Annotated in this window: 30 protein-coding genes and 1 pseudogene; all 31 read right to left on the bottom strand. The window is 40.5% G+C overall.

Going from position 1 to position 19559, the window contains the following annotated elements:
* Positions 1–88: 88 nt before the first annotated feature.
* Positions 89–1132, bottom strand: coding sequence for a recombinase RecA (gene recA, locus ACFIKD_RS07870; protein ID WP_375635849.1), 1044 nt, complete (start codon positions 1130–1132; stop codon positions 89–91).
* A 994-nt stretch (positions 1133–2126) separates the two neighbouring features.
* Positions 2127–3446, bottom strand: a complete 1320-nt coding sequence (locus ACFIKD_RS07865; protein ID WP_375644757.1) for a replication-associated recombination protein A — start codon at positions 3444–3446, stop codon at positions 2127–2129.
* Positions 3447–3454: 8 nt separating this feature from the next.
* Positions 3455–4849, bottom strand: coding sequence for a DegQ family serine endoprotease (locus tag ACFIKD_RS07860; RefSeq protein WP_375647661.1), 1395 nt, complete (start codon positions 4847–4849; stop codon positions 3455–3457).
* A 266-nt stretch (positions 4850–5115) separates the two neighbouring features.
* Complete coding sequence (gene rplQ / locus ACFIKD_RS07855; RefSeq protein WP_273788262.1) at positions 5116–5544, bottom strand: 50S ribosomal protein L17; 429 nt, start codon at positions 5542–5544, stop codon at positions 5116–5118.
* A gap of 24 nt (positions 5545–5568) precedes the next feature.
* Positions 5569–6582: a DNA-directed RNA polymerase subunit alpha gene (locus ACFIKD_RS07850; RefSeq protein WP_015856568.1), complete on the bottom strand. Its 1014-nt coding sequence runs from the start codon at positions 6580–6582 to the stop codon at positions 5569–5571.
* A 94-nt stretch (positions 6583–6676) separates the two neighbouring features.
* Positions 6677–7066 (bottom strand): 30S ribosomal protein S11, encoded by a 390-nt coding sequence (rpsK, locus tag ACFIKD_RS07845; RefSeq protein ID WP_007347762.1) that lies wholly within the window; start codon positions 7064–7066, stop codon positions 6677–6679.
* A gap of 114 nt (positions 7067–7180) precedes the next feature.
* Positions 7181–7549 (bottom strand): 30S ribosomal protein S13, encoded by a 369-nt coding sequence (rpsM, locus tag ACFIKD_RS07840; protein WP_026500557.1) that lies wholly within the window; start codon positions 7547–7549, stop codon positions 7181–7183.
* A gap of 181 nt (positions 7550–7730) precedes the next feature.
* Positions 7731–8309: an adenylate kinase gene (locus tag ACFIKD_RS07835; protein ID WP_375644758.1), complete on the bottom strand. Its 579-nt coding sequence runs from the start codon at positions 8307–8309 to the stop codon at positions 7731–7733.
* Entirely contained in the window at positions 8306–9652 is a 1347-nt protein-coding gene (gene secY / locus ACFIKD_RS07830; RefSeq protein WP_375644759.1) for a preprotein translocase subunit SecY, read from the bottom strand. The genes ACFIKD_RS07835 and secY overlap by 4 nt, the downstream gene beginning before the upstream one ends.
* A gap of 162 nt (positions 9653–9814) precedes the next feature.
* A complete protein-coding gene (gene rplO, locus ACFIKD_RS07825) occupies positions 9815–10282 on the bottom strand; it encodes a 50S ribosomal protein L15 (RefSeq protein ID WP_015856572.1) in 468 nt (155 codons plus the stop codon).
* Positions 10283–10302: 20 nt separating this feature from the next.
* Positions 10303–10509: a 50S ribosomal protein L30 gene (gene rpmD, locus ACFIKD_RS07820; RefSeq protein ID WP_375635845.1), complete on the bottom strand. Its 207-nt coding sequence runs from the start codon at positions 10507–10509 to the stop codon at positions 10303–10305.
* Positions 10510–10540: 31 nt separating this feature from the next.
* Positions 10541–11089 carry a 30S ribosomal protein S5 gene (gene rpsE / locus ACFIKD_RS07815; RefSeq protein ID WP_015856574.1) on the bottom strand — a complete coding sequence of 183 codons (549 nt, stop codon included), beginning with the start codon at positions 11087–11089 and terminating at the stop codon, positions 10541–10543.
* A 111-nt stretch (positions 11090–11200) separates the two neighbouring features.
* The gene (gene rplR, locus ACFIKD_RS07810; protein WP_015856575.1) at positions 11201–11563 is read right to left on the bottom strand and encodes a 50S ribosomal protein L18; all 363 of its coding nucleotides are present in this window, start codon (positions 11561–11563) and stop codon (positions 11201–11203) included.
* Between the two features lie 12 nt (positions 11564–11575).
* On the bottom strand, positions 11576–12109 hold the full coding sequence (gene rplF / locus ACFIKD_RS07805) for a 50S ribosomal protein L6 (RefSeq protein WP_015856576.1): 534 nt from the start codon (positions 12107–12109) through the stop codon (positions 11576–11578).
* Positions 12110–12148: 39 nt separating this feature from the next.
* Positions 12149–12547 (bottom strand): 30S ribosomal protein S8, encoded by a 399-nt coding sequence (gene rpsH / locus ACFIKD_RS07800; RefSeq protein WP_015856577.1) that lies wholly within the window; start codon positions 12545–12547, stop codon positions 12149–12151.
* Between the two features lie 14 nt (positions 12548–12561).
* Positions 12562–12867, bottom strand: coding sequence for a 30S ribosomal protein S14 (gene rpsN / locus ACFIKD_RS07795; protein WP_005773283.1), 306 nt, complete (start codon positions 12865–12867; stop codon positions 12562–12564).
* 24 nt (positions 12868–12891) lie between these two features.
* The gene (gene rplE / locus ACFIKD_RS07790) at positions 12892–13449 is read right to left on the bottom strand and encodes a 50S ribosomal protein L5 (RefSeq protein ID WP_015856578.1); all 558 of its coding nucleotides are present in this window, start codon (positions 13447–13449) and stop codon (positions 12892–12894) included.
* A complete protein-coding gene (gene rplX, locus ACFIKD_RS07785) occupies positions 13442–13756 on the bottom strand; it encodes a 50S ribosomal protein L24 (RefSeq protein ID WP_015856579.1) in 315 nt (104 codons plus the stop codon). Before rplX ends, rplE begins: the two co-directional genes overlap by 8 nt.
* Positions 13757–13768: 12 nt before the next feature.
* On the bottom strand, positions 13769–14137 hold the full coding sequence (gene rplN, locus ACFIKD_RS07780; protein ID WP_004855715.1) for a 50S ribosomal protein L14: 369 nt from the start codon (positions 14135–14137) through the stop codon (positions 13769–13771).
* Positions 14138–14281: 144 nt separating this feature from the next.
* A complete protein-coding gene (rpsQ, locus tag ACFIKD_RS07775) occupies positions 14282–14521 on the bottom strand; it encodes a 30S ribosomal protein S17 (protein WP_012231991.1) in 240 nt (79 codons plus the stop codon).
* A gap of 11 nt (positions 14522–14532) precedes the next feature.
* Positions 14533–14733: a 50S ribosomal protein L29 gene (gene rpmC, locus ACFIKD_RS07770; RefSeq protein ID WP_273788260.1), complete on the bottom strand. Its 201-nt coding sequence runs from the start codon at positions 14731–14733 to the stop codon at positions 14533–14535.
* 12 nt (positions 14734–14745) lie between these two features.
* On the bottom strand, positions 14746–15159 hold the full coding sequence (rplP, locus tag ACFIKD_RS07765) for a 50S ribosomal protein L16 (protein ID WP_015856581.1): 414 nt from the start codon (positions 15157–15159) through the stop codon (positions 14746–14748).
* 36 nt (positions 15160–15195) lie between these two features.
* Positions 15196–15906 (bottom strand): 30S ribosomal protein S3, encoded by a 711-nt coding sequence (gene rpsC, locus ACFIKD_RS07760; RefSeq protein WP_015856582.1) that lies wholly within the window; start codon positions 15904–15906, stop codon positions 15196–15198.
* On the bottom strand, positions 15906–16295 hold the full coding sequence (rplV, locus tag ACFIKD_RS07755; protein ID WP_208439680.1) for a 50S ribosomal protein L22: 390 nt from the start codon (positions 16293–16295) through the stop codon (positions 15906–15908). The genes rpsC and rplV overlap by 1 nt, the downstream gene beginning before the upstream one ends.
* Before the next feature lie 2 nt (positions 16296–16297).
* Positions 16298–16576 carry a 30S ribosomal protein S19 gene (gene rpsS / locus ACFIKD_RS07750; RefSeq protein ID WP_004855734.1) on the bottom strand — a complete coding sequence of 93 codons (279 nt, stop codon included), beginning with the start codon at positions 16574–16576 and terminating at the stop codon, positions 16298–16300.
* A 15-nt stretch (positions 16577–16591) separates the two neighbouring features.
* On the bottom strand, positions 16592–17425 hold the full coding sequence (rplB, locus tag ACFIKD_RS07745) for a 50S ribosomal protein L2 (protein WP_273788259.1): 834 nt from the start codon (positions 17423–17425) through the stop codon (positions 16592–16594).
* Between the two features lie 21 nt (positions 17426–17446).
* Positions 17447–17740, bottom strand: coding sequence for a 50S ribosomal protein L23 (locus tag ACFIKD_RS07740; protein ID WP_015856585.1), 294 nt, complete (start codon positions 17738–17740; stop codon positions 17447–17449).
* On the bottom strand, positions 17737–18357 hold the full coding sequence (gene rplD, locus ACFIKD_RS07735) for a 50S ribosomal protein L4 (RefSeq protein WP_015856586.1): 621 nt from the start codon (positions 18355–18357) through the stop codon (positions 17737–17739). The genes ACFIKD_RS07740 and rplD overlap by 4 nt, the downstream gene beginning before the upstream one ends.
* A gap of 2 nt (positions 18358–18359) precedes the next feature.
* On the bottom strand, positions 18360–19097 hold the full coding sequence (rplC, locus tag ACFIKD_RS07730) for a 50S ribosomal protein L3 (protein WP_375635841.1): 738 nt from the start codon (positions 19095–19097) through the stop codon (positions 18360–18362).
* Positions 19098–19124: 27 nt separating this feature from the next.
* Positions 19125–19433, bottom strand: coding sequence for a 30S ribosomal protein S10 (gene rpsJ, locus ACFIKD_RS07725; protein ID WP_005773267.1), 309 nt, complete (start codon positions 19431–19433; stop codon positions 19125–19127).
* Between the two features lie 61 nt (positions 19434–19494).
* Positions 19495–19559, bottom strand: a pseudogene (locus ACFIKD_RS07720) (elongation factor Tu); the annotation flags it as partial.

The following is a 19559-nucleotide window of genomic DNA, read 5'->3' as shown; positions in this document are numbered from 1 at the left end:
GTTTTAAAAAATTGAGAAAAAAATGACTGTGTATTTAAAAACTCAAACAAAAAAACAGAAAAAAATTATAGACGAAAAAAACGCTCCATCAAATGGTTTCATCACTTTCTATATTTTCTGACCCTGCATTTTCTAACAATTCAATCGCAATCAAACCAGCATTTTGGCGCAAAGCTGCTTCAATCTCTGTAGCTATTTCCGCATGTTCACGTAAAAACTGCTTTGCATTCTCACGCCCCTGTCCTAAACGCTGAGAATTATAAGAGAACCATGCACCAGATTTTTCCACAATACCAACCTTGACACCCAAATCAATCAATTCACCTACTTTGGAAATACCTTCACCATAAATAATATCAAACTCAACCTGCTTGAATGGAGGTGCCAGTTTATTCTTCACCACTTTAACACGCGTCTGATTACCAACGATTGCATCCCTATCTTTAATGGATCCAATGCGACGAATATCTAAACGAACAGAAGCATAAAACTTTAAAGCGTTTCCACCCGTTGTCGTTTCGGGAGAACCAAACATCACACCAATTTTCATGCGAATTTGATTAATAAAGACAACCATACAGTTAGAGCGAAAAATTGCTGCTGTTAATTTTCGCAACGCTTTACTCATTAATCGTGCTTGCAATCCGGGCAAAGCATCACCCATTTCACCGTCAATCTCTGCTCGCGGTGTTAAAGCTGCGACAGAATCCACAACAAGCACATCAACTGCACCAGAACGAACCAACGTTTCTGTAATTTCCAATGCCTGTTCACCGGTATCTGGCTGAGAAATGAACAAGTTTTCTAAATCAACACCAAGCTTACGCGCATAAATAGGATCAAGCGCATGCTCTGCATCAATAAAAGCACAAATCCCACCCCCTTTCTGTGCTTCAGCAATAGCATGTAAAGCCAATGTTGTTTTCCCAGAACTTTCTGGTCCGTAAATCTCAACAATACGCCCCTTCGGTAATCCACCAATCCCCAAAGCAATATCCAAGGATAACGACCCTGTTGGAACTGTTTCAATTTCAACAACCTGCTCTTTTTGCCCAAGACGCATAATCGAGCCTTTACCAAAAGAACGTTCAATTTGTGAGAGAGCAGCATCGAGAGCTTTTGTTTTATCCACGATTATATCCTTGACCGATTCATAATAACCTAAAACCTAAGTGTACACTGTACTTTTAATTTAACTAAAGGCTTGAGTTTAGATTTTCACAGACTATTTCCATTCCTATCTCCACATTATGTCCATAACATTCATGACCATCACAATAAAGAATTGGCATCGCTTATCTTATGACACAAAATAAACTCCAATAAAATAATATCCCTATGAGAGCATAGTTAACATATTTATATCTCTCTAGAAAAGGAACAATTTAAATTTAAACACAATGTTCTACAGCCCTTCTTCTTATCCCTTTGATTAAGTACTTAAGTGACTAAGAATTCTCCTGCTATTGATCACACAAAAACGCATTATCAATCAACCTCATCCCCTATCGCATCGAAGAACAAAACGCCATTGTGTTGCATATTCATGCACTTGATTTAAGAAACATCTCTCAACACCCCCAAGCTCACTTCGTGACAACACCCATGAATGCGGTATACTGTAAAGCCCTTTGGGAGCCACCATCTTTACACTAAAGAATGAGAAAGTCGGCACCATCACACTATTTATCATCCCCCAATGTTGCGACAACTCTCGGCACTTGAGACGCTTCATAAGAAGAATTTTTAGTTCTTTCTTGTACAGTTTTTATCACACGCTAATCCTGCTTATAACACACAAGCGAATGATTTGATTGCTTCAACAAATACCAAGCTTGGAATGAGTAAAATCCACGGTATTTAGGACTTTCATTCAACTTACAAAACAGTGAGTTATCGTTATAAATCAATTATATTATTTAATAAAAACCACAAAAATAAAGCAGCTTAAAAGTTGAATAACACATTTAAATTTGATAAAAAAATATGCACTTTTGAAGATATCAAAAAAAATCTCTACGAGCAATGTAATAAATATTTAAAATATAAGCTAAACTGCTCATACAATAACATAAGAGATAAAAGATAAATCCAAGATCAATAAAACATGTATTTCTACTCAAATTTTATTTTTGATCTTTACGTTTTTTGCGCAATTGTTTCCACCACTCAAGACGTTTCACAATTTCACGCTCAAAACCACGCTCAACTGGCTTATAATAACTCTGACGCCCAAGTTTTTCGGGAAAATATTCTTGTCCTGAAAAAGCGTCTGGTTCATCATGGTCATAACAATAACCATTTCCAAACCCTTCCTCCTTCATAAATTTCGTAGGAGCATTAAGAATATGCTTAGGAGGTGATAAAGAGCCATTTTTGCGCGCACAACGCAGTGCTGCTTTATACGCGAGATATGTTGCATTTGACTTTGGCGCAGTTGCAACATAAAGACATGCTTGCGCCAAAGCCAATTCTCCTTCTGGTGATCCTAAATAATCATAAGCATCTTTTGCTGCATTACAAATGACAAGAGCTTGAGGATCCGCCAAACCAACATCTTCAACGGCCATACGAACCAATCTTCGCCCAATATAGAGAGGATCTTCACCAGCATCCAACATACGTGCCAAATAATAAAGCGCAGCATCAGGATCAGATCCACGAACGGATTTATGCAACGCTGAAATGAGATTATAATGCCCATCTCGTCCTTTATCATAAATGGGCACACGACGCTGAATAACTTTTTGCAAAGCAACAACATCAAGAATCTCTCCCAATGGTGCAATAGACCAAACTTCCTCTGCCAATGTTAACGCTACCCGCGCATCACCATCAGACATCTCTATCAAAACGTCTCTGGCATCATTATCCAAAGGAAGAGTTTTTCCCTCCACTTCTTCAGCACGCCTTAAAAGCATGTCCAAACTTTCATGATCATGTGAAAGAAATGTTAAAACACGTGCACGCGAAAGAAGAGCAGCATTAAGTTCAAAAGAAGGATTTTCGGTTGTTGCACCTATAAGTACCACAGTACCTTCTTCCATCACAGGAAGAAAACTATCCTGCTGTGCACGATTAAACCGATGAATTTCATCAACAAAGAGAAGTGTTTTATCCCCAGATATAAAACGCCTCTGCGCAACTTCAAAAATCTTTTTAAGCTCAGAAACTCCTGTAAAAATAGCAGAAACCTGTTCAAACGCGAAATTTGTTTCAAGTGCTAACAAACGTGCAACGGTTGTTTTTCCCGTCCCTGGAGGTCCCCAAAAAATCATCGATCCAATTGAGCCAGTTGCCACCATACGTGAAAGCAAACCATCCTCTCCAATCAAATGCTTTTGTCCCACAACATCATTGAGAGAACAAGGGCGCATTCTTTCTGCAAGTGGCTGATTTTTATTAACTTGAAAATCAAACGACGAAGTAAAAAAATCTTTCTTCAAAAAAAACCTCAACGAATAAATTGGCGAATATACATACCATCACGTTCATATTCCAATTGCCAAGTACGCGAACGAGCTTGCATAAGAACCTTTTTCAACTGATGAACTGTTTGAATTTTATGGCCATTTACAACACGTAGAATATCTCCTGACTGAAAAATTCCAGCTGCATTGCTCATGTCATCAAGATTGGTAATCACAACCCCTTTTGCAGATATAGGAAGATGAAAACGTCGACTATTTTGCGGTGTTAAATCTAACACTTCAGCACCAGCAAGAGGACTGTCACCCGTAATTTTTTCAGATTTTAAAAATGCAGTTTCTGATATCGATGAAACTGTTATTTGTGTTTTTAAAGTTTTTCCATTTCGTAAATATTCCAAAGCAAGACTATGCTCAACGTCAGCTGTCATCAAACGATACCCAAGACTATCTGGACTATCAACGCGTACCCCTTGCACACTCAAAATAACATCACCTACTTTCAATCCAGCTTTTTCAGCAGGACTATCTTTGATAACTTCAATAATCAGAGCACCATAGGGACGTTCTAAACCTAAACCACCAGCAATATCAGGTGTAACATTTTGAAAAGAAGCCCCAATATAAGGCGGCACAAAATATTTTCCACCGCGTTTAACAGTATCAAGCATCACTTTTACAAGATTAACTGGAATAGCAAAACCAATCCCTACAGAACCACCGGAACGCGAATAAATAGCTGTATTAATTCCGATTAATTGACCTTTCATATCAATTAAAGCGCCACCAGAATTCCCTGGATTAATGGCAGCGTCTGTTTGAATAAAAAAGTCAAAATCAGAAATCCCAACACGTGTACGTGCTTGCGCTGAAACAATACCACTTGTAACTGTTTGACCAACACCAAAAGGATTACCAATAGCAAGAACAAGATCACCAACTTCAACAGCATCAGAATTTCCCAAAGAAAGAACAGGGAATTGAGTATCTTTTTCCTCAACTTCAAGAATTGCAATATCAGTTGCTTCATCTTTGAGCACGATCTTACTCTCAAACTCCCGCCCATCAGAAAAAGCCACTTTAATTTCGCTTGCATCTTTAATGACGTGGTAATTTGTAACAATCAAACCACGTGCATCAACAATCACCCCTGATCCTAATGACGATTGCTTGCGAACAGGAAAATTATTTTGAAAACGACCAAAAAACTGCTCAAAAAATGGATCCCCTTCAAAAGGTGAGCGTGCTCTAATTTGTCGAGCTGCATAAATATTTACAACAGATGGAACTGTCTTTTTAACTAAAGGAGCAAATGAAAGAGTGATTTCTGTTTGTGTTTGAGGTACATGAGCATATACATGATCAAATGATATCTGCATCATAATTGCAAAAAAAATCCGCACCCAAAAAGAATATCTCATAATCCACTCCTTATAAAATCAGCACATTCTGTTGAAGATTAATAGAATAAAAAACTCATCCCCGCAAATTAAGGATCTCTATTAATATTTCATAATAGAGAATAAAAACAACCTATTTGAACAATAAATATTATAAAAATAAGATAATTCAATGTCCTATAATTTTCTCTCTGCACCTATTTCTCAACTAAAACAAACTTAAAAATGCTCACAAAAAAACCGCCTAAGACAAGGCGGCCTTTAAAAATCCAACAGAGTAAAAAACTTTACGAAGATGTCCTCTTTTCATTCTCAGAAGCCTCCATGCGAGCACGATCCCCAGCACCCTTCGCTTCAACATCACGATCAACAAATTCTATAACAGCCATGGGCGCATTATCACCGGTACGAAACCCCGCTTTCATAATACGCAAATATCCACCGTTGCGTGATGCATAACGTGGCGCAAGCGTATCAAATAATTTTGCAACCTTTCCTGCATCACGAAGTGCTGCAATTGCTTGCCGACGCGCATGCAAACCACCACGCTTACCAAGAGTAACGAGTTTTTCAACAATAGGACGAATTTCCTTAGCCTTTGGAAGCGTTGTCACAATCTGCTCATGCTCGATCAACGAAGTTGCCATATTTGCAAACATCGCTTTACGGTGACTGGCAGTACGATTCAACTTGCGTCCTGACTTACTGTGGCGCATAAGCCCTCTCCTTAAATTCTAATTTTAATATTGATCTTCATAACGTTTTGCAAGATCATCAATGTTTTCAGGTGGCCACGCAGGAATTTCCATCCCAAGATGTAACCCCATACATGCCAAAACTTCTTTAATCTCATTCAACGATTTGCGACCAAAATTCGGTGTCCGAAGCATTTCAGATTCTGTTTTTTGAATAAGATCACCAATATAGACAATATTATCATTCTTAAGACAATTTGCCGAACGAACTGAAAGTTCTAATTCATCCACTTTTTTGAGAAGAGCAGGATTAAAAGAAAGCTCAGAATCAGCCTCTTCAACAGGCTCCTTCTGTGGCTCTTCAAAGTTAATAAATAACGATAATTGATCCTGAAGAATGCGTGCTGCAAAAGCAACAGCATCCTCTCCATTAACCGCACCATTCGTTTCAATCGTTAAGGTCAATTTATCATAATCCAAAACTTGACCTTCACGCGTATTTTCCACTTTATAAGACACTTTACGAATTGGTGAATAAAGACTATCAATTGGAATAAGTCCTATACGTGCATCATCAACACAATTACGATCAGATGGAACATACCCCTTCCCTGTGTTGACAATAAATTCCATACGAATTTCAGCATCTTCATCAAGAGTACAAATAACATGATCTGGATTTAGAATTTCCATATCCCCAACGGTACTGATATCTCCCGCTTTCACGACACCAGGCCCCTCTTTATAAACAACGACACGTTTAGGACCTTCTTCTTCCATACGAAGCGCAATTTCTTTTATATTCAGAATAATATCCGTAACATCCTCACGCACACCTGGAATCGATGAAAATTCATGTAAGACACCGTCAATCTGCACAGCAGTAATAGCAGCACCACGAAGAGAAGATAACAACACGCGACGAAGTGCATTTCCTAACGTTAAGCCAAAACCCCGCTCAAGAGGTTCAGCGATCACACTTATAACATTTGGATTATCATGCGCACATGATTCAACCTTATTGGGTTTAATAAGTTCCTGCCAGTTTTTCTGGATCATATTTTTATTCCCGTTCTTTAGTTCCGTTACCATTCAATCGTAACGACCAATGTGAACATCAGAGAAATCTCCGACAACAAAAAACAACACCCAATTAAACACGCCGCCTTTTCCGCGGACGACATCCATTATGAGGAATTGGTGTTACATCACGAATAGAAGTAATGACAAAACCAACAGATTGCAATGCACGTAGAGCAGATTCACGCCCTGATCCAGGTCCACAAACTTCAACTTCCAAAGAACGCATACCATGCTCTTGCGCTTTTCTTGCACAATCCTCCGCAGCAACTTGAGCAGCAAAAGGTGTCGATTTACGCGCACCTTTAAACCCCTGAGCCCCCGCAGATGACCAAGCAATTGCATTACCCTGAGCATCAGTAATAGTAATCATTGTGTTATTAAATGTTGAATTAATATGCACAACACCCGATGAAATATTTTTACGTTCGCGACGACGAACACGTGTGGCTTCCTTGGCCATAATTTCCCTTTCAACGATCTCATCACTGCCGTAACATCAGCAGCTCCACCTTCTTTTCCTTGTCAAAACAATCAAACAAGAAACAGAATATATAAAAACCTTCCAAAAAGGCTCTTATTTCTTTTTACCGGCAATTGCCTTAGCTGGTCCTTTACGCGTACGAGCATTTGTATGTGTACGCTGCCCTCGGACAGGCAAAGACCGGCGATGACGCAATCCTCGATAACAACCAAGGTCCATCAAACGTTTAACATTCATAGCAACCTCACGACGAAGATCACCTTCAACTTGATAGCCTTGATCTATCGCCTCACGAATCTGCAGCACCTCAGCATCTGAAAGCTCATGCACACGACGCCCCAAGGGAATGCCAACTCTTTCAATAATTTCTTGAGCAAATTTTGGTCCAATCCCGTGGATATATTGAAGCGCAATAATTACACGCTTATTTGTCGGGATATTGACGCCAGCAATACGAGCCACGCCTACTCTCCTTAGTTATTTTGACAAATTGTTATAAAATACCTGATATACCTTACAGAAAAAAATAGACTCAGAAAAAAATTCTTCCGAATCCTATTATTTCACTAAAATAAATTAAATTTATTTGTTATAGATTTCATCTCAAAAGTCAACTCTTTTCATTTATTCCTAAAAAAAAATCTCATGAAAGAAAACCTCTAATCATGCGTGTCACTTCAGTAATACCAATCATTCCATCAATGACCCTCAACATTCCCCTCTCTGAATAAAATTTTGATAAGGGAGCGGTTTTTTCACGATATTCTACTAATCTTTTTGTAAAAGCAACAGGATTGTCATCTAAACGAACCTGTCCACCAGCCGCTATTGTTTCCTCAACGCGCTTCTTCATACGTTCAATCAACACGTCTTCATCAACACACAACTCAATAACAGCATCAAGCCGCATATTTTTTGACTGCAAAATCCGTTGTAACGCTTCTGCCTGCCCCACAGTTCGAGGATATCCATCCAAAACAAAACCGTTTACACAATCAGTTTCATCAATCCGATCTGATACGATTTGGTTAACAATATTATCAGGAACCAAAGCACCAGAACTTATAATAGCTTTAGCTTTTTTACCAATCTCCGTTTCTTTGGCAATCACCTCACGCAACATATCCCCTGTTGATAAATGAGGAATGTTATATTCCTCAGTCAACATTTTTGCTTGCGTACCTTTTCCCGCTCCAGGAGGACCTAAAAGAATAACTCTCATCGATTCCTTCTACCTCCACGAAGTTTTGATTTTTTTATCAACCCTTCATATTGGTGGGCAACAAGATACCCCTGAATTTGAGCAACCGTATCAAGCGTAACAGTAACAACAATCAACAAGGATGTTCCCCCAAGATAAAAAGGAACCTGCAATGCAGATATCATAAATTCAGGTAACAAACAAACCAAGATAATATAAACAGCGCCCACAACAGTAATACGCGTCAAAACGTAATCAATATACTCGGCTGTACGCTCACCTGGACGAATCCCTGGAATAAAACCAGAATGCTTTTTCAACTGATCTGCAGTATCACTTGGATTAAACACAATAGCTGTATAAAAAAAGCAAAAAAACGCCATTAAAAATGCATAAACAATCATATAAAGTGGCTGTCCATGACCAAGAGCATAAGAAATCGACTGAACCCATTGTGGCATTTTATCAGAAAAATTATTAATAGTGGCAGGTAATAATAATAAAGAGGAAGCAAAAATAGGTGGAATAACACCAGCAGTATTCAACTTTAAAGGAAGATGCGACATATCTCCTTGAAACATTTGATTCCCGACCTGACGTTTTGGATACTGGATAAGAATTCGCCGTTGCGCACGCTCTATAAAAACAATAAGCCCAATAACCAAAACAGCAATAAGAACGATTCCTATTAAAAGAAAAGTTGATAAATCAGCCTGACTATGAGCTGTCAAAAGCTGAGCAAAAGTAGAAGGGAAATTGGCTACAATCCCTGTAAAAATGATAAGAGAAACCCCATTACCAACACCACGTGACGTAATTTGCTCGCCAAGCCACATGAGAAATATCGTTCCGCCAACAAGGGTAATAACAGAAGAAATACGAAACATAAGACCTGGTTCTAAAACAATTTGAAGCCCCGTCCCTATACCGCTTTCAAGCGCAACCGCAATACCAAAAGCTTGTAGAATCGCCAATACTACTGTTACATAACGCGTATATTGATTGATAATCTTACGACCTAATTCCCCTTCTTTTTTAAGAGTTTCCAAAGAAGGAATAATAGATGTTAACAATTGCACAATAATAGATGCCGATATATAAGGCATGATACCTAGCGCAAAAATAGCCATACGCCCAACGGCACCCCCAGCAAACATATTAAAGAGTCCTAATACACCCGACGCGTGATGTTCGAATGTTTGCCGTAAAGCATCGATATTAATACCTGGAAGAGAGATGTAAGTGCCAAAGCGATATACAAGAAGCGCTGCCAGAGTAAACCAGATGCGTTTCTTTAATTCAGTTGCACGAGAAAAGGTACCGAAGTTTATATTGGAAGCAAATTGCTCTGCTGCTGATGCCATAAAACGTCTCCACTTCACTACTCCAGTTCTTTAAATCACAGAAGTATAACCCTAAAATTCATATATGCATACACAAATAAATGCAGAACTTAAAAAATTCTCCACAAAAGATCCCACAGAACAGATGTAACTCTTCTTTAGGTCTCTACTCATATTAAAAAATTATTGAGCAATATCAGGAAAAATAACCTGACCACCCACTTTTTCAATCTTAACACGAGCAGCTTGTGAAGCACCAGAAACATGAAAGGTAATCTTAGCCTTCAAATCACCATCAGAAAGAAGACGAACCCCATCTTTTTCACGACGAATAATACCAGCTTCTTTCAAAGCAATCATATCAACAGGCTTTTCAATATTCAACTTACCTGCATCAACTGCCAACTGAATACGTCCTAGTGAAACTTCATTGTAGGTTTTGGCAAAGAAATTTCTAAATCCACGTTTTGGCAAACGACGATAGATAGGCATTTGCCCACCTTCAAAACCATTAAGGGAAACACCAGAGCGCGACTTTTGCCCTTTTACACCACGACCACCAGTCTTACCCGTACCGGAACCAATACCACGCCCAACACGCTTACGATTTTTTGTTGCGCCTTCACAATCACGCAGTTCATTGAGTTTCATATCTAATACTCCCGCAACCCTTAACCTTCATCTATAACGCGAACAAGATGCCGAACCTGAGCAATCATACCCCGCACACAAAGTGTATCATCTAAAACGCGCCGACGACGCATTTTATTTAGTCCAAGCCCCTTTAAGGTTGCACGCTGAATCTGTGAGTTTCGAATAGGGCTTCCAATTTGCTCCACCGTGATAGTTTTACCACTCCGAGATTTTTTCTGAACCATTTCCTAATTCCTTTTCTGATAATCTCAGAAACTATCCTTCTAGGTCAACTAAATGGCGACGACGCGCCTGCAAAGTCGAATATTTTATACCACGTTGAGCAGCAATATCTCTAGGATGCATTTGATGTTTCAATGCATCAAATGTTGCACGAACCATGTTATAAGGATTAGACGATCCCAATGATTTTGCAACGACATCCTGCATACCAAGAGCTTCAAAAATAGCACGCATCGGTCCCCCAGCAATAATACCAGTACCAGCAGAAGCCGAACGTAGTAAAACACGCCCAGCTCCGTGACGCCCTTCAAGATCATGGTGCAATGTACGTCCAGACCGAAGCGGAACATAAATCATCCCACGTTTTGCAGATTCCGTTGCTTTACGAACGGCTTCTGGAACTTCACGGGCTTTACCATGTCCAAAACCTACACGCCCTTTTTGATCTCCAACGACAACAAGAGCAGCAAAACCAAAACGCCGACCACCCTTTACAACTTTAGCAACACGATTGATATGAACTAGCCTATCGACAAATTCATTATCGCGTTCTTCTCTCTCACCACGTTCTTTTTGTGCCATTCCTCATTCCTTTTTCTTTTCCGGAAGCACGATAACAAAGTCCCTCATCAAACTGGAAGAACTTAAACGAAATACTCTAAACTCTCCTTACTCATTCACAAATAAGAAATTTTAGAAATTCAAACCACCTTCACGAGCAGCTTCAGCTAAAGCCTTGACTCGACCATGATACACATACGCTCCACGATCAAAAACCACTTCATTAACACCCGCTTGCTTCGCACGCTCAGCAATTAACTTACCAACAGCAAAAGCTGCTTTTTTATCAGCACCACTCTTTAACGACTTTTTTAAATCACTTTCAAGAGTAGAGGCTGAAACAAGTGTACATCCCCGCAAATCATCGATAACTTGAGCATAAATGTTCTGATTTGAACGATAAACACTAAGCCGAGGACGATCATGAGAAACCATTTTAATTCTACGACGAACACGCCTTGCACGACGTTGGATAATGTCCTTAGATGAAACCATAATACAAAATCCTTATTTCTTTTTACCTTCTTTACGGAAGATACGTTCATCTGCATGCTTAACACCTTTACCTTTATAAGGCTCAGGTCTACGATACTCACGAATCTCCGCTGCAACTTGTCCAACTTGCTGTTTATCAATTCCAGAAACAACAATTTCTGTCGGCTTAGGAACAGTTACAGTAACACCCGATGGAACTTTATAAACCACATCATGGGAAAAGCCTAGAGATAGTTGGACATCCTTACCCTGCAAAGCAGCACGATAACCAACCCCATTAATCTCCAATCTCTTTTCAAAACCATCCTTCACACCACAAAAAATGTTCTCAATCATTGAGCGCGACATACCCCATTTAGAACGCGCATCTTTTGACTGATCCCGCGGCATAACTGATATGATATTTTCCTCAAACTTGACTAAGACTTCATCATTGACGACGTAGCTCAGCTCACCTTTTGGACCTTTTGCCTTAACCAGCTGACCTTCAACAGTAGCAGTAACTCCAGAAGGAATTGAAATGGGTTTCTTTCCAATACGAGACATTGTTCTAACCTACTTTTTCTTCCGTTTTCTTGACATAACTTAGAAAACACGACAAAGGAGTTCTCCACCAACATTCTGTTCACGCGCCTCATGATCTGCCATGACGCCTTTAGGAGTCGATAAAATCGAAATACCAAGACCATTTGCCACCTGTGGAAGTGACTTAGCAGAAACATACACACGACGACCTGGCTTTGATACACGTGAAATCTCACGAATAGCAGCCAGCCCTTCAAAATACTTCAATTCGATTTCAATTTCAGCTTTCCCATCACCTAAATCAATTTGATTATATCCACGAATATAACCTTCCGACTGAAGAACATCAAGAACGTGCGCACGAAGCTTCGAAGCTGGAGTAACTACTTTACCTTTTTTACGACCAAGTGCATTACGAATACGTGTTAACATATCACCAAGAGGATCTGACATAGACATTAAATAATCTCCTCTTACCAACTAGACTTTACAATACCAGGAATATGGCCAATAGAGCCAAGCTCACGCAACGCAATTCGCGACATTTTTAATTTACGATAATAAGCCCGCGGACGACCTGAAACCTCACAGCGATTACGAATACGAACTTTCGAAGAATTACGCGGTAACTCTGCCAACTGAACAGAAGCTTTAAAACGTTCTTCAAGAGAAACCTTCTGATCCATAACTATTGCTTTCAAACGTGCACGACGGGCAGCATAACGCTTTACCATCACCTCACGACGCTTATTTTTTTCAACGGCACTTACTTTGGCCATACTTTCACCTCACTATGTCTGCCGTTACGAACGAAAAGGAAAATTAAAAGCACGCAATAACTCACGAGCCTCATCATCCGTTTTTGCTGTCGTACAAACAATAATATCCATGCCCCAAATTTGATCAACTTTATCATAGTTGATTTCTGGAAACACAATGTGTTCTTTAATACCCATAGCAAAATTGCCACGACCATCAAAACTCTTTGGATTCAAACCACGAAAGTCACGAACCCTCGGAAGAGCAATCGTAACAAGACGATCTAAAAACTCAAACATACGATCTTTACGCAATGTAACTTTAGCCCCAAGAGGCATTCCTTCACGAACCTTAAAGGTCGCAATAGAATTACGCGCACGTGTAACAACAGCCTTCTGACCTGTTATGAGCCCTAAATCCTCAGCAGCAAGGGAAGGCTTCTTCGAATCAGCAGTTGCTTCACCTATCCCCATATTTATTACAATTTTATCAATCCGCGGAATTTGCATCGCATTTCTGTAATTAAACTTCTCTTGAAGCGCTTTACGAATCACTTCAAAATAATGCGCTTTCATACGCGGTATTTGTCTTTCCTCAGCCATTAATCAACTCTCCCGAACGCTTGGCAAAACGCACTTTATTACCATCTGCATTCATACGAAAGCCTACACGTGTAGGCTTACCATCTTTAGGATCAGCAATCGCCAAATTAGACAGATGAATCGGAGCTTCTTTAGAAATAATTCCAGCTTCTTGCTTCTGCGTTTGACGTTGATGACGTTTAATCATATTAATCCCACGAACAAAAGCCTTATTCTCTTTTGGACTAACCTTAATTACCTCACCACTACATCCTTTATCCTTACCGGATAAAACAACAACTTTATCACCTTTTCGAATCTTCTGCATAACATTTACTCCTTACAGAACTTCAGGAGCGAGCGAGATGATCTTCATATGATTCCTACCACGCAATTCGCGGGGAACAGGTCCAAAGATACGAGTACCGATCGGCTCTTTTTTATTATCCACTAAAACCGCAGCATTACTATCAAAACGAATGACACTACCATCTGCGCGACGAATATCCTTAGCAGTACGAACCACAACAGCTTTCATAACATCACCTTTTTTAACACGGCCACGAGGAATAGCATCCTTAACCGAAACAACAATAATGTCACCGACCGAAGCATATTTCCGCTTTGAACCGCCTAACACCTTGATGCACATGACACGACGAGCACCAGAATTATCAGCAACGTCGAGGTTTGTTTGCATCTGAATCATGACTGGCCACCTTCTCTTAACACATATATCCGATTGTACCTTTTATACACTCGGATTTGCCTGCCAAATAACGATAAAGTCATCGCCTTTAAATTTATCAATGATAAAAACACTGTTAAATTCTAAAACAATAAACTTAACTCATTACGCTACATTGTCTTTTACAACAATCCAACATTTATCTTTCGAAATTGGTCTAGATTCTTGAATAGAAACTTGATCCCCAATCTTGAATTGGTTGTTTTCGTCATGCGCTTTATAATTTTTAGACTGCCGAACAGTCTTCTTAAGAAGCGGATGAGAATAACGGCGCTCAACTTTGACAACAACAGTCTTATCACTTTTGTCGCTAATAACAACACCCTGCAAAACGCGTTTAGGCATCTCTCATTTCCTTAAACCTTACTTTCACTTACCTTTTGACGAAGAAAAGTTTTAATACGCGCAATATCACGACGAACTTGTCTAACACGCGCAGTCTTTTCTAATTGACCTGTTGCTTTTTGAAAACGCAAATTAAATTGCTCTTTCTTTAACTTAGCCAATTCATCTTTCATTTGGTCGAGCGTTTGCGCCCGTAATTCTGTGGCTTTCATCGCTTAACCTCATTATTCAGCAATACGCTGGATGAAACGCGTTTTTATAGGCAACTTTGCAGCACCCAATCTTAGTGCTTCACGTGCAACATCCTCAGGAACGCCATCAAGCTCAAACATGATGCGTCCAGGAGCAACACGTGCAGCCCAATAATCGACACTTCCCTTACCTTTACCCATACGAACTTCAGTCGGTTTAGATGTAACCGGAAGATCTGGAAAAATGCGAATCCATACACGACCAGAACGCTTCATATAACGCGTAATCGCACGGCGCGCCGCTTCAATTTGACGAGCAGTAATCCGCTCCGGCTCAACAGCCTTCAAACCGTAGGCACCGAAATTCAAATCCGTACCACCCTTCGCAACACCGTGAATACGGCCCTTGAACTGTTTACGGAACTTTGTGCGCTTTGGCTGCAACATTGTTCTCTACTCCAAATTTTAGTTCAATCTCAAAAACTAAGCATTTTCACGGCGACGATTCGATGAAGAACCAGATTGATCAACTTCCGTAGCACGACGTTCTGAAGCCATCGGATCATGCTCAAGAATCTCACCCTTAAAGACCCAAACTTTAATACCACAAATACCATAAGCGGTCTTAGCTTCTGCTGTACCGTAATCAACATCAGAACGCAAGGTATGAAGTGGAACACGACCTTCACGATACCATTCCATACGAGCAATTTCAGCACCACCAAGACGGCCAGAACAGTTGATACGAATACCTTCCGCACCAAGACGCATAGCAGACTGAACAGCACGCTTCATTGCACGACGAAAAGCAACACGACGCTCTAACTGTTGAGCAATTGATTGCGCAATAATCGTGGCATCAATCTCCGGTTTACGAATCTCCACAATGTTTAATGAAGTTTCAGCATCCGTCATTTCTGAGAGCTTACGACGAAGCTTTTCGATATCAGCACCCTTTTTACCAATAATCAAACCAGGACGTGCAGAATGAATCGTAATACGACACTTCTTATGAGGACGCTCAATAACAACCTTCGAAATAGCCGCCTGTTTAAGCTCCTCCAGCACATATGAACGAATTTTCAAATCTTCATGAAGAAGGCGCCCATATTCACCACTATCAGCATACCAACGAGAATCCCAAGTCCGATTAACACCAAGACGAAGTCCTATTGGATTGATCTTCTGACCCATTACGCGGCCTCCACTTTTTCGGTAACTTCACGAACAATAACAGTAAGATGCGAAAATGGACGTTCAATTCTACTAGCACGCCCTCGACCACGAACATGAAAGCGCTTCATCACTATCGACTTACCAACATAAGCTTCCGCCACAATAAGCGAATCAATATCAAGATCGTGGTTATTCTCTGCATTTGCAATTGCTGATTCAAGCGTTTTTTTCACAGTAGCAGCAATACGCTTGCGTGAAAACATCAAATCAGCGAGTGCTACATTAACTCTTTTACCACGAATCATTGCAGCAACTAAATTAAGCTTCTGCGGACTAACACGAATTGTCCGCGTGACAGCTCTTGCTTCATTATCTCTAAGCTGGCGCGAAACTTTAGCTTTTCCCATTACTACTTCCTCTTCGCTTTTTTATCGGCACCATGACCATAATAAGTCCGGGTAGGAGCGAACTCACCAAACTTATGTCCAACCATCTCTTCAGAAACAGAAACAGGAATATGCTTATTACCGTTGTAAACACCAAAAGTTAAACCAACAAATTGCGGTAAAATAGTAGAGCGACGACTCCATATTTTTATAACTTCATTGCGCCCACTTGCACGTACCTTCTCTGCTTTACCAAGAAGATAGCCGTCAACAAACGGACCTTTCCACACTGAACGAACCACTTCAGACTACCTTTCTCATTTCTTGCGTTGATGACGCGTACGCATAATAAATTTATCAGTGGCTTTATTGGAGCGCGTACGCTTACCTTTCGTAGGCTTACCCCAAGGAGATACTGGATGGCGCCCCCCCGATGTACGACCTTCACCACCACCGTGCGGATGATCAACGGGGTTCATAGCAACACCACGAACATGTGGACGTTTACCACGCCAACGTGACCGACCTGCCTTACCATCATTAATATTCCCATGATCAGGATTTGAAACAGCACCAACAGTTGCAAAACAGCTACTAGGAACCAAACGCTGTTCACCAGAATTTAAACGAAGAATAGCCATACCATGATCTCGTCCAACCAACTGCGCATAAGTACCCGCTGAACGTGCAATCTGCCCCCCTTTTCCTGGCTTCATCTCAACATTATGAATAATTGTACCTACGGGCATATTAGCAAGAGGCATAGCATTACCTGGTTTAACATCCACATTTAAACCAGCCATAACAGAATCACCAACCGCAAGACGCTGTGGCGCAAGAATATAACTCAATTGCCCGTCCTCATAGCGAATTAAAGCAATAAAAGCAGTACGGTTAGGATCATATTCTAAACGCTCAACCTTTGCCGAAACATCACGTTTAAGACGCTTAAAGTCGACAAACCGATAACTACGTTTATGTCCACCACCCTGAAAACGAGCAGTAACACGACCGCGATTATTGCGTCCACCCTTTGAAGACAAACCTTCAGTCAACATCTTTATAGGTTTTCCCTTATAAAGACAAGAACGTTCCACAATAACAAGCTGACGCTGCCCAGGTGTCGTTGGATTAAATTGCTTAAGTGCCATTATTCCTATCTCCGAGCCTCTTTAAAGACCTGTCGAAACGTCGATAGTCTGACCATTGGCCAGAGTTACGATCGCTTTTTTGACATCACTTTGCCGACCAACTATACCTTTGAAACGCTTCACTTTACCCTTACGGACTATCGTGTTAACTGCTTTAACTTTTACGCTAAAAAGCGCTTCAATAGCAGCCTTAATCTCAGGCTTCGTCGCTTTCGGCGCGACATTAAAAGCAACTTGATTATATTCAGAAATCATAGTCGACTTTTCAGTAATAACTGGACTAATAATTATATCATAATGGCGAAGATCTGTCATTTAAAACGCTCCTCAAGAGCCTCAACAGCTGCCTTTGATAAAACAAGTTTGCTGCGACGCAAAATATCATAAACATTAATTCCCTGAATAGGCAAAATATCAATATTAGGGATATTAGAGACTGCACGAAAAAAGTTAATATCAATCTCTTTACCACCAATCAAGAGAGCGTTATTAAATCCAAGCTTAGAAAAATGAGAAACAAGCATTTTCGTTTTCGCATCCTTAACAGTCAACTCATCCACAATAATTAAGTCTTTTGCTTTTAATTTTGCAGATAAAGCAAGACGTAACCCAAGAGCACGAATCTTTTTAGGAAGATCATGCGCATGACTACGAACCACTGGTCCATGTGCCTTACCCCCACCTCTAAACTGCGGTGCACGGGCAGATGAATGTCGAGCACGCCCAGTTCCTTTTTGCTTAAACATTTTTGCCCCTGTTCGCGACACATCAGAACGACCTTGGGATTGATGACTCCCCTGCTGACGACGTGCAAGCTGCCAACGAACAACACGTTGCAAAATATCCTCACGTGGAACAAGATCAAAAATAGCTTCAGAAACCTTTAATTTGCCAGCTTCATTACCATCAAGAGTTTTAATTACAAGATCCATTATTAGGCTCCCTCAACTTCAGAGGTTTCCGTCACCGGAGTAACCATTTCCGTTTTCTCCTTCACAAGACGGCGAATACCAGCAGGCTTTGGAGCATTATCAGGAAGAGGCTTCTTCACAGCATCCCGTACCAAAATCCAAGAACCTTTAGAACCAGAAACAGCACCACGCACTAAAATTAAACCACGTTCACTATCCGTGGAAATAACTTCAATATTCTGTGTTGTTACACGCACTTGCCCCATATGGCCAGCCATTTTTTTACCTTTAAAAACTTTACCAGGATCTTGACACTGCCCTGTAGAACCATGAGCACGATGTGTAATCGAATTACCATGGGAAGCACGATGCCCACCAAAGTTATGCCGTTTCATAACACCAGCAAACCCCTTACCAATACTGGTACCAGTCACATCAACTCTTTGTCCTGGAACAAAATGTTCCACCGTAATCTCAGTACCAACATCAAGAAGATTGTCGGGACTTACACGAAACTCTGCTATTTTAGCTTTAGGCTCAACAGAAGCCTTAGCAAAATGTCCACGAAGAGCTTGTGAAGTATTCTTAACCTTAGCAAAGCCTACACCTAATTGAACAGCAGTATAACCATTCTTTTCAACTGTACGCTGAGCAACGACTTGACAATTCTCCAAACGAAGTACGGTCACCGGCACATGCTCACCAGCATCATTATAAATACGGGTCATGCCCAGCTTCTGTGCTATTACACCTGAACGCATCGGGTCTGTTCCTTCTGTCCTCAAACCTCAGAGCTTAATTTCTACATCCACACCAGCAGAAAGATCGAGCTTCATAAGCGCATCCACTGTTTGCGGCGTTGGATCAACAATATCAAGAAGACGCTTATGTGTTCGCATCTCAAACTGCTCACGACTCTTCTTATCGATATGCGGTCCACGATTGACCGTAAACTTCTCAATCCGCGTCGGAAGCGGAATGGGACCACGGACATTTGCACCGGTACGTTTAGCAGTCGATACAATCTCACGCGTCGACGTATCAAGAATTCTATGATCAAACGCTTTTAAGCGAATGCGAATATTTTGACTGTTCATGCTCTTTATTTCCCTGTTATACAAAGTGCCTTCAATAATGAAAGCACTCAACAAGCATTATTTATTCAATGATCTTAGAGACGATACCGGCACCAACAGTACGACCACCTTCACGAATAGCAAAAC

It is taken from the genome of Bartonella sp. CR84HXZ (assembly GCF_042194535.1).
GTDB lineage: Bacteria > Pseudomonadota > Alphaproteobacteria > Rhizobiales > Rhizobiaceae > Bartonella > Bartonella grahamii.
This window is presented reverse-complemented; position numbering and strand designations above follow the sequence as displayed.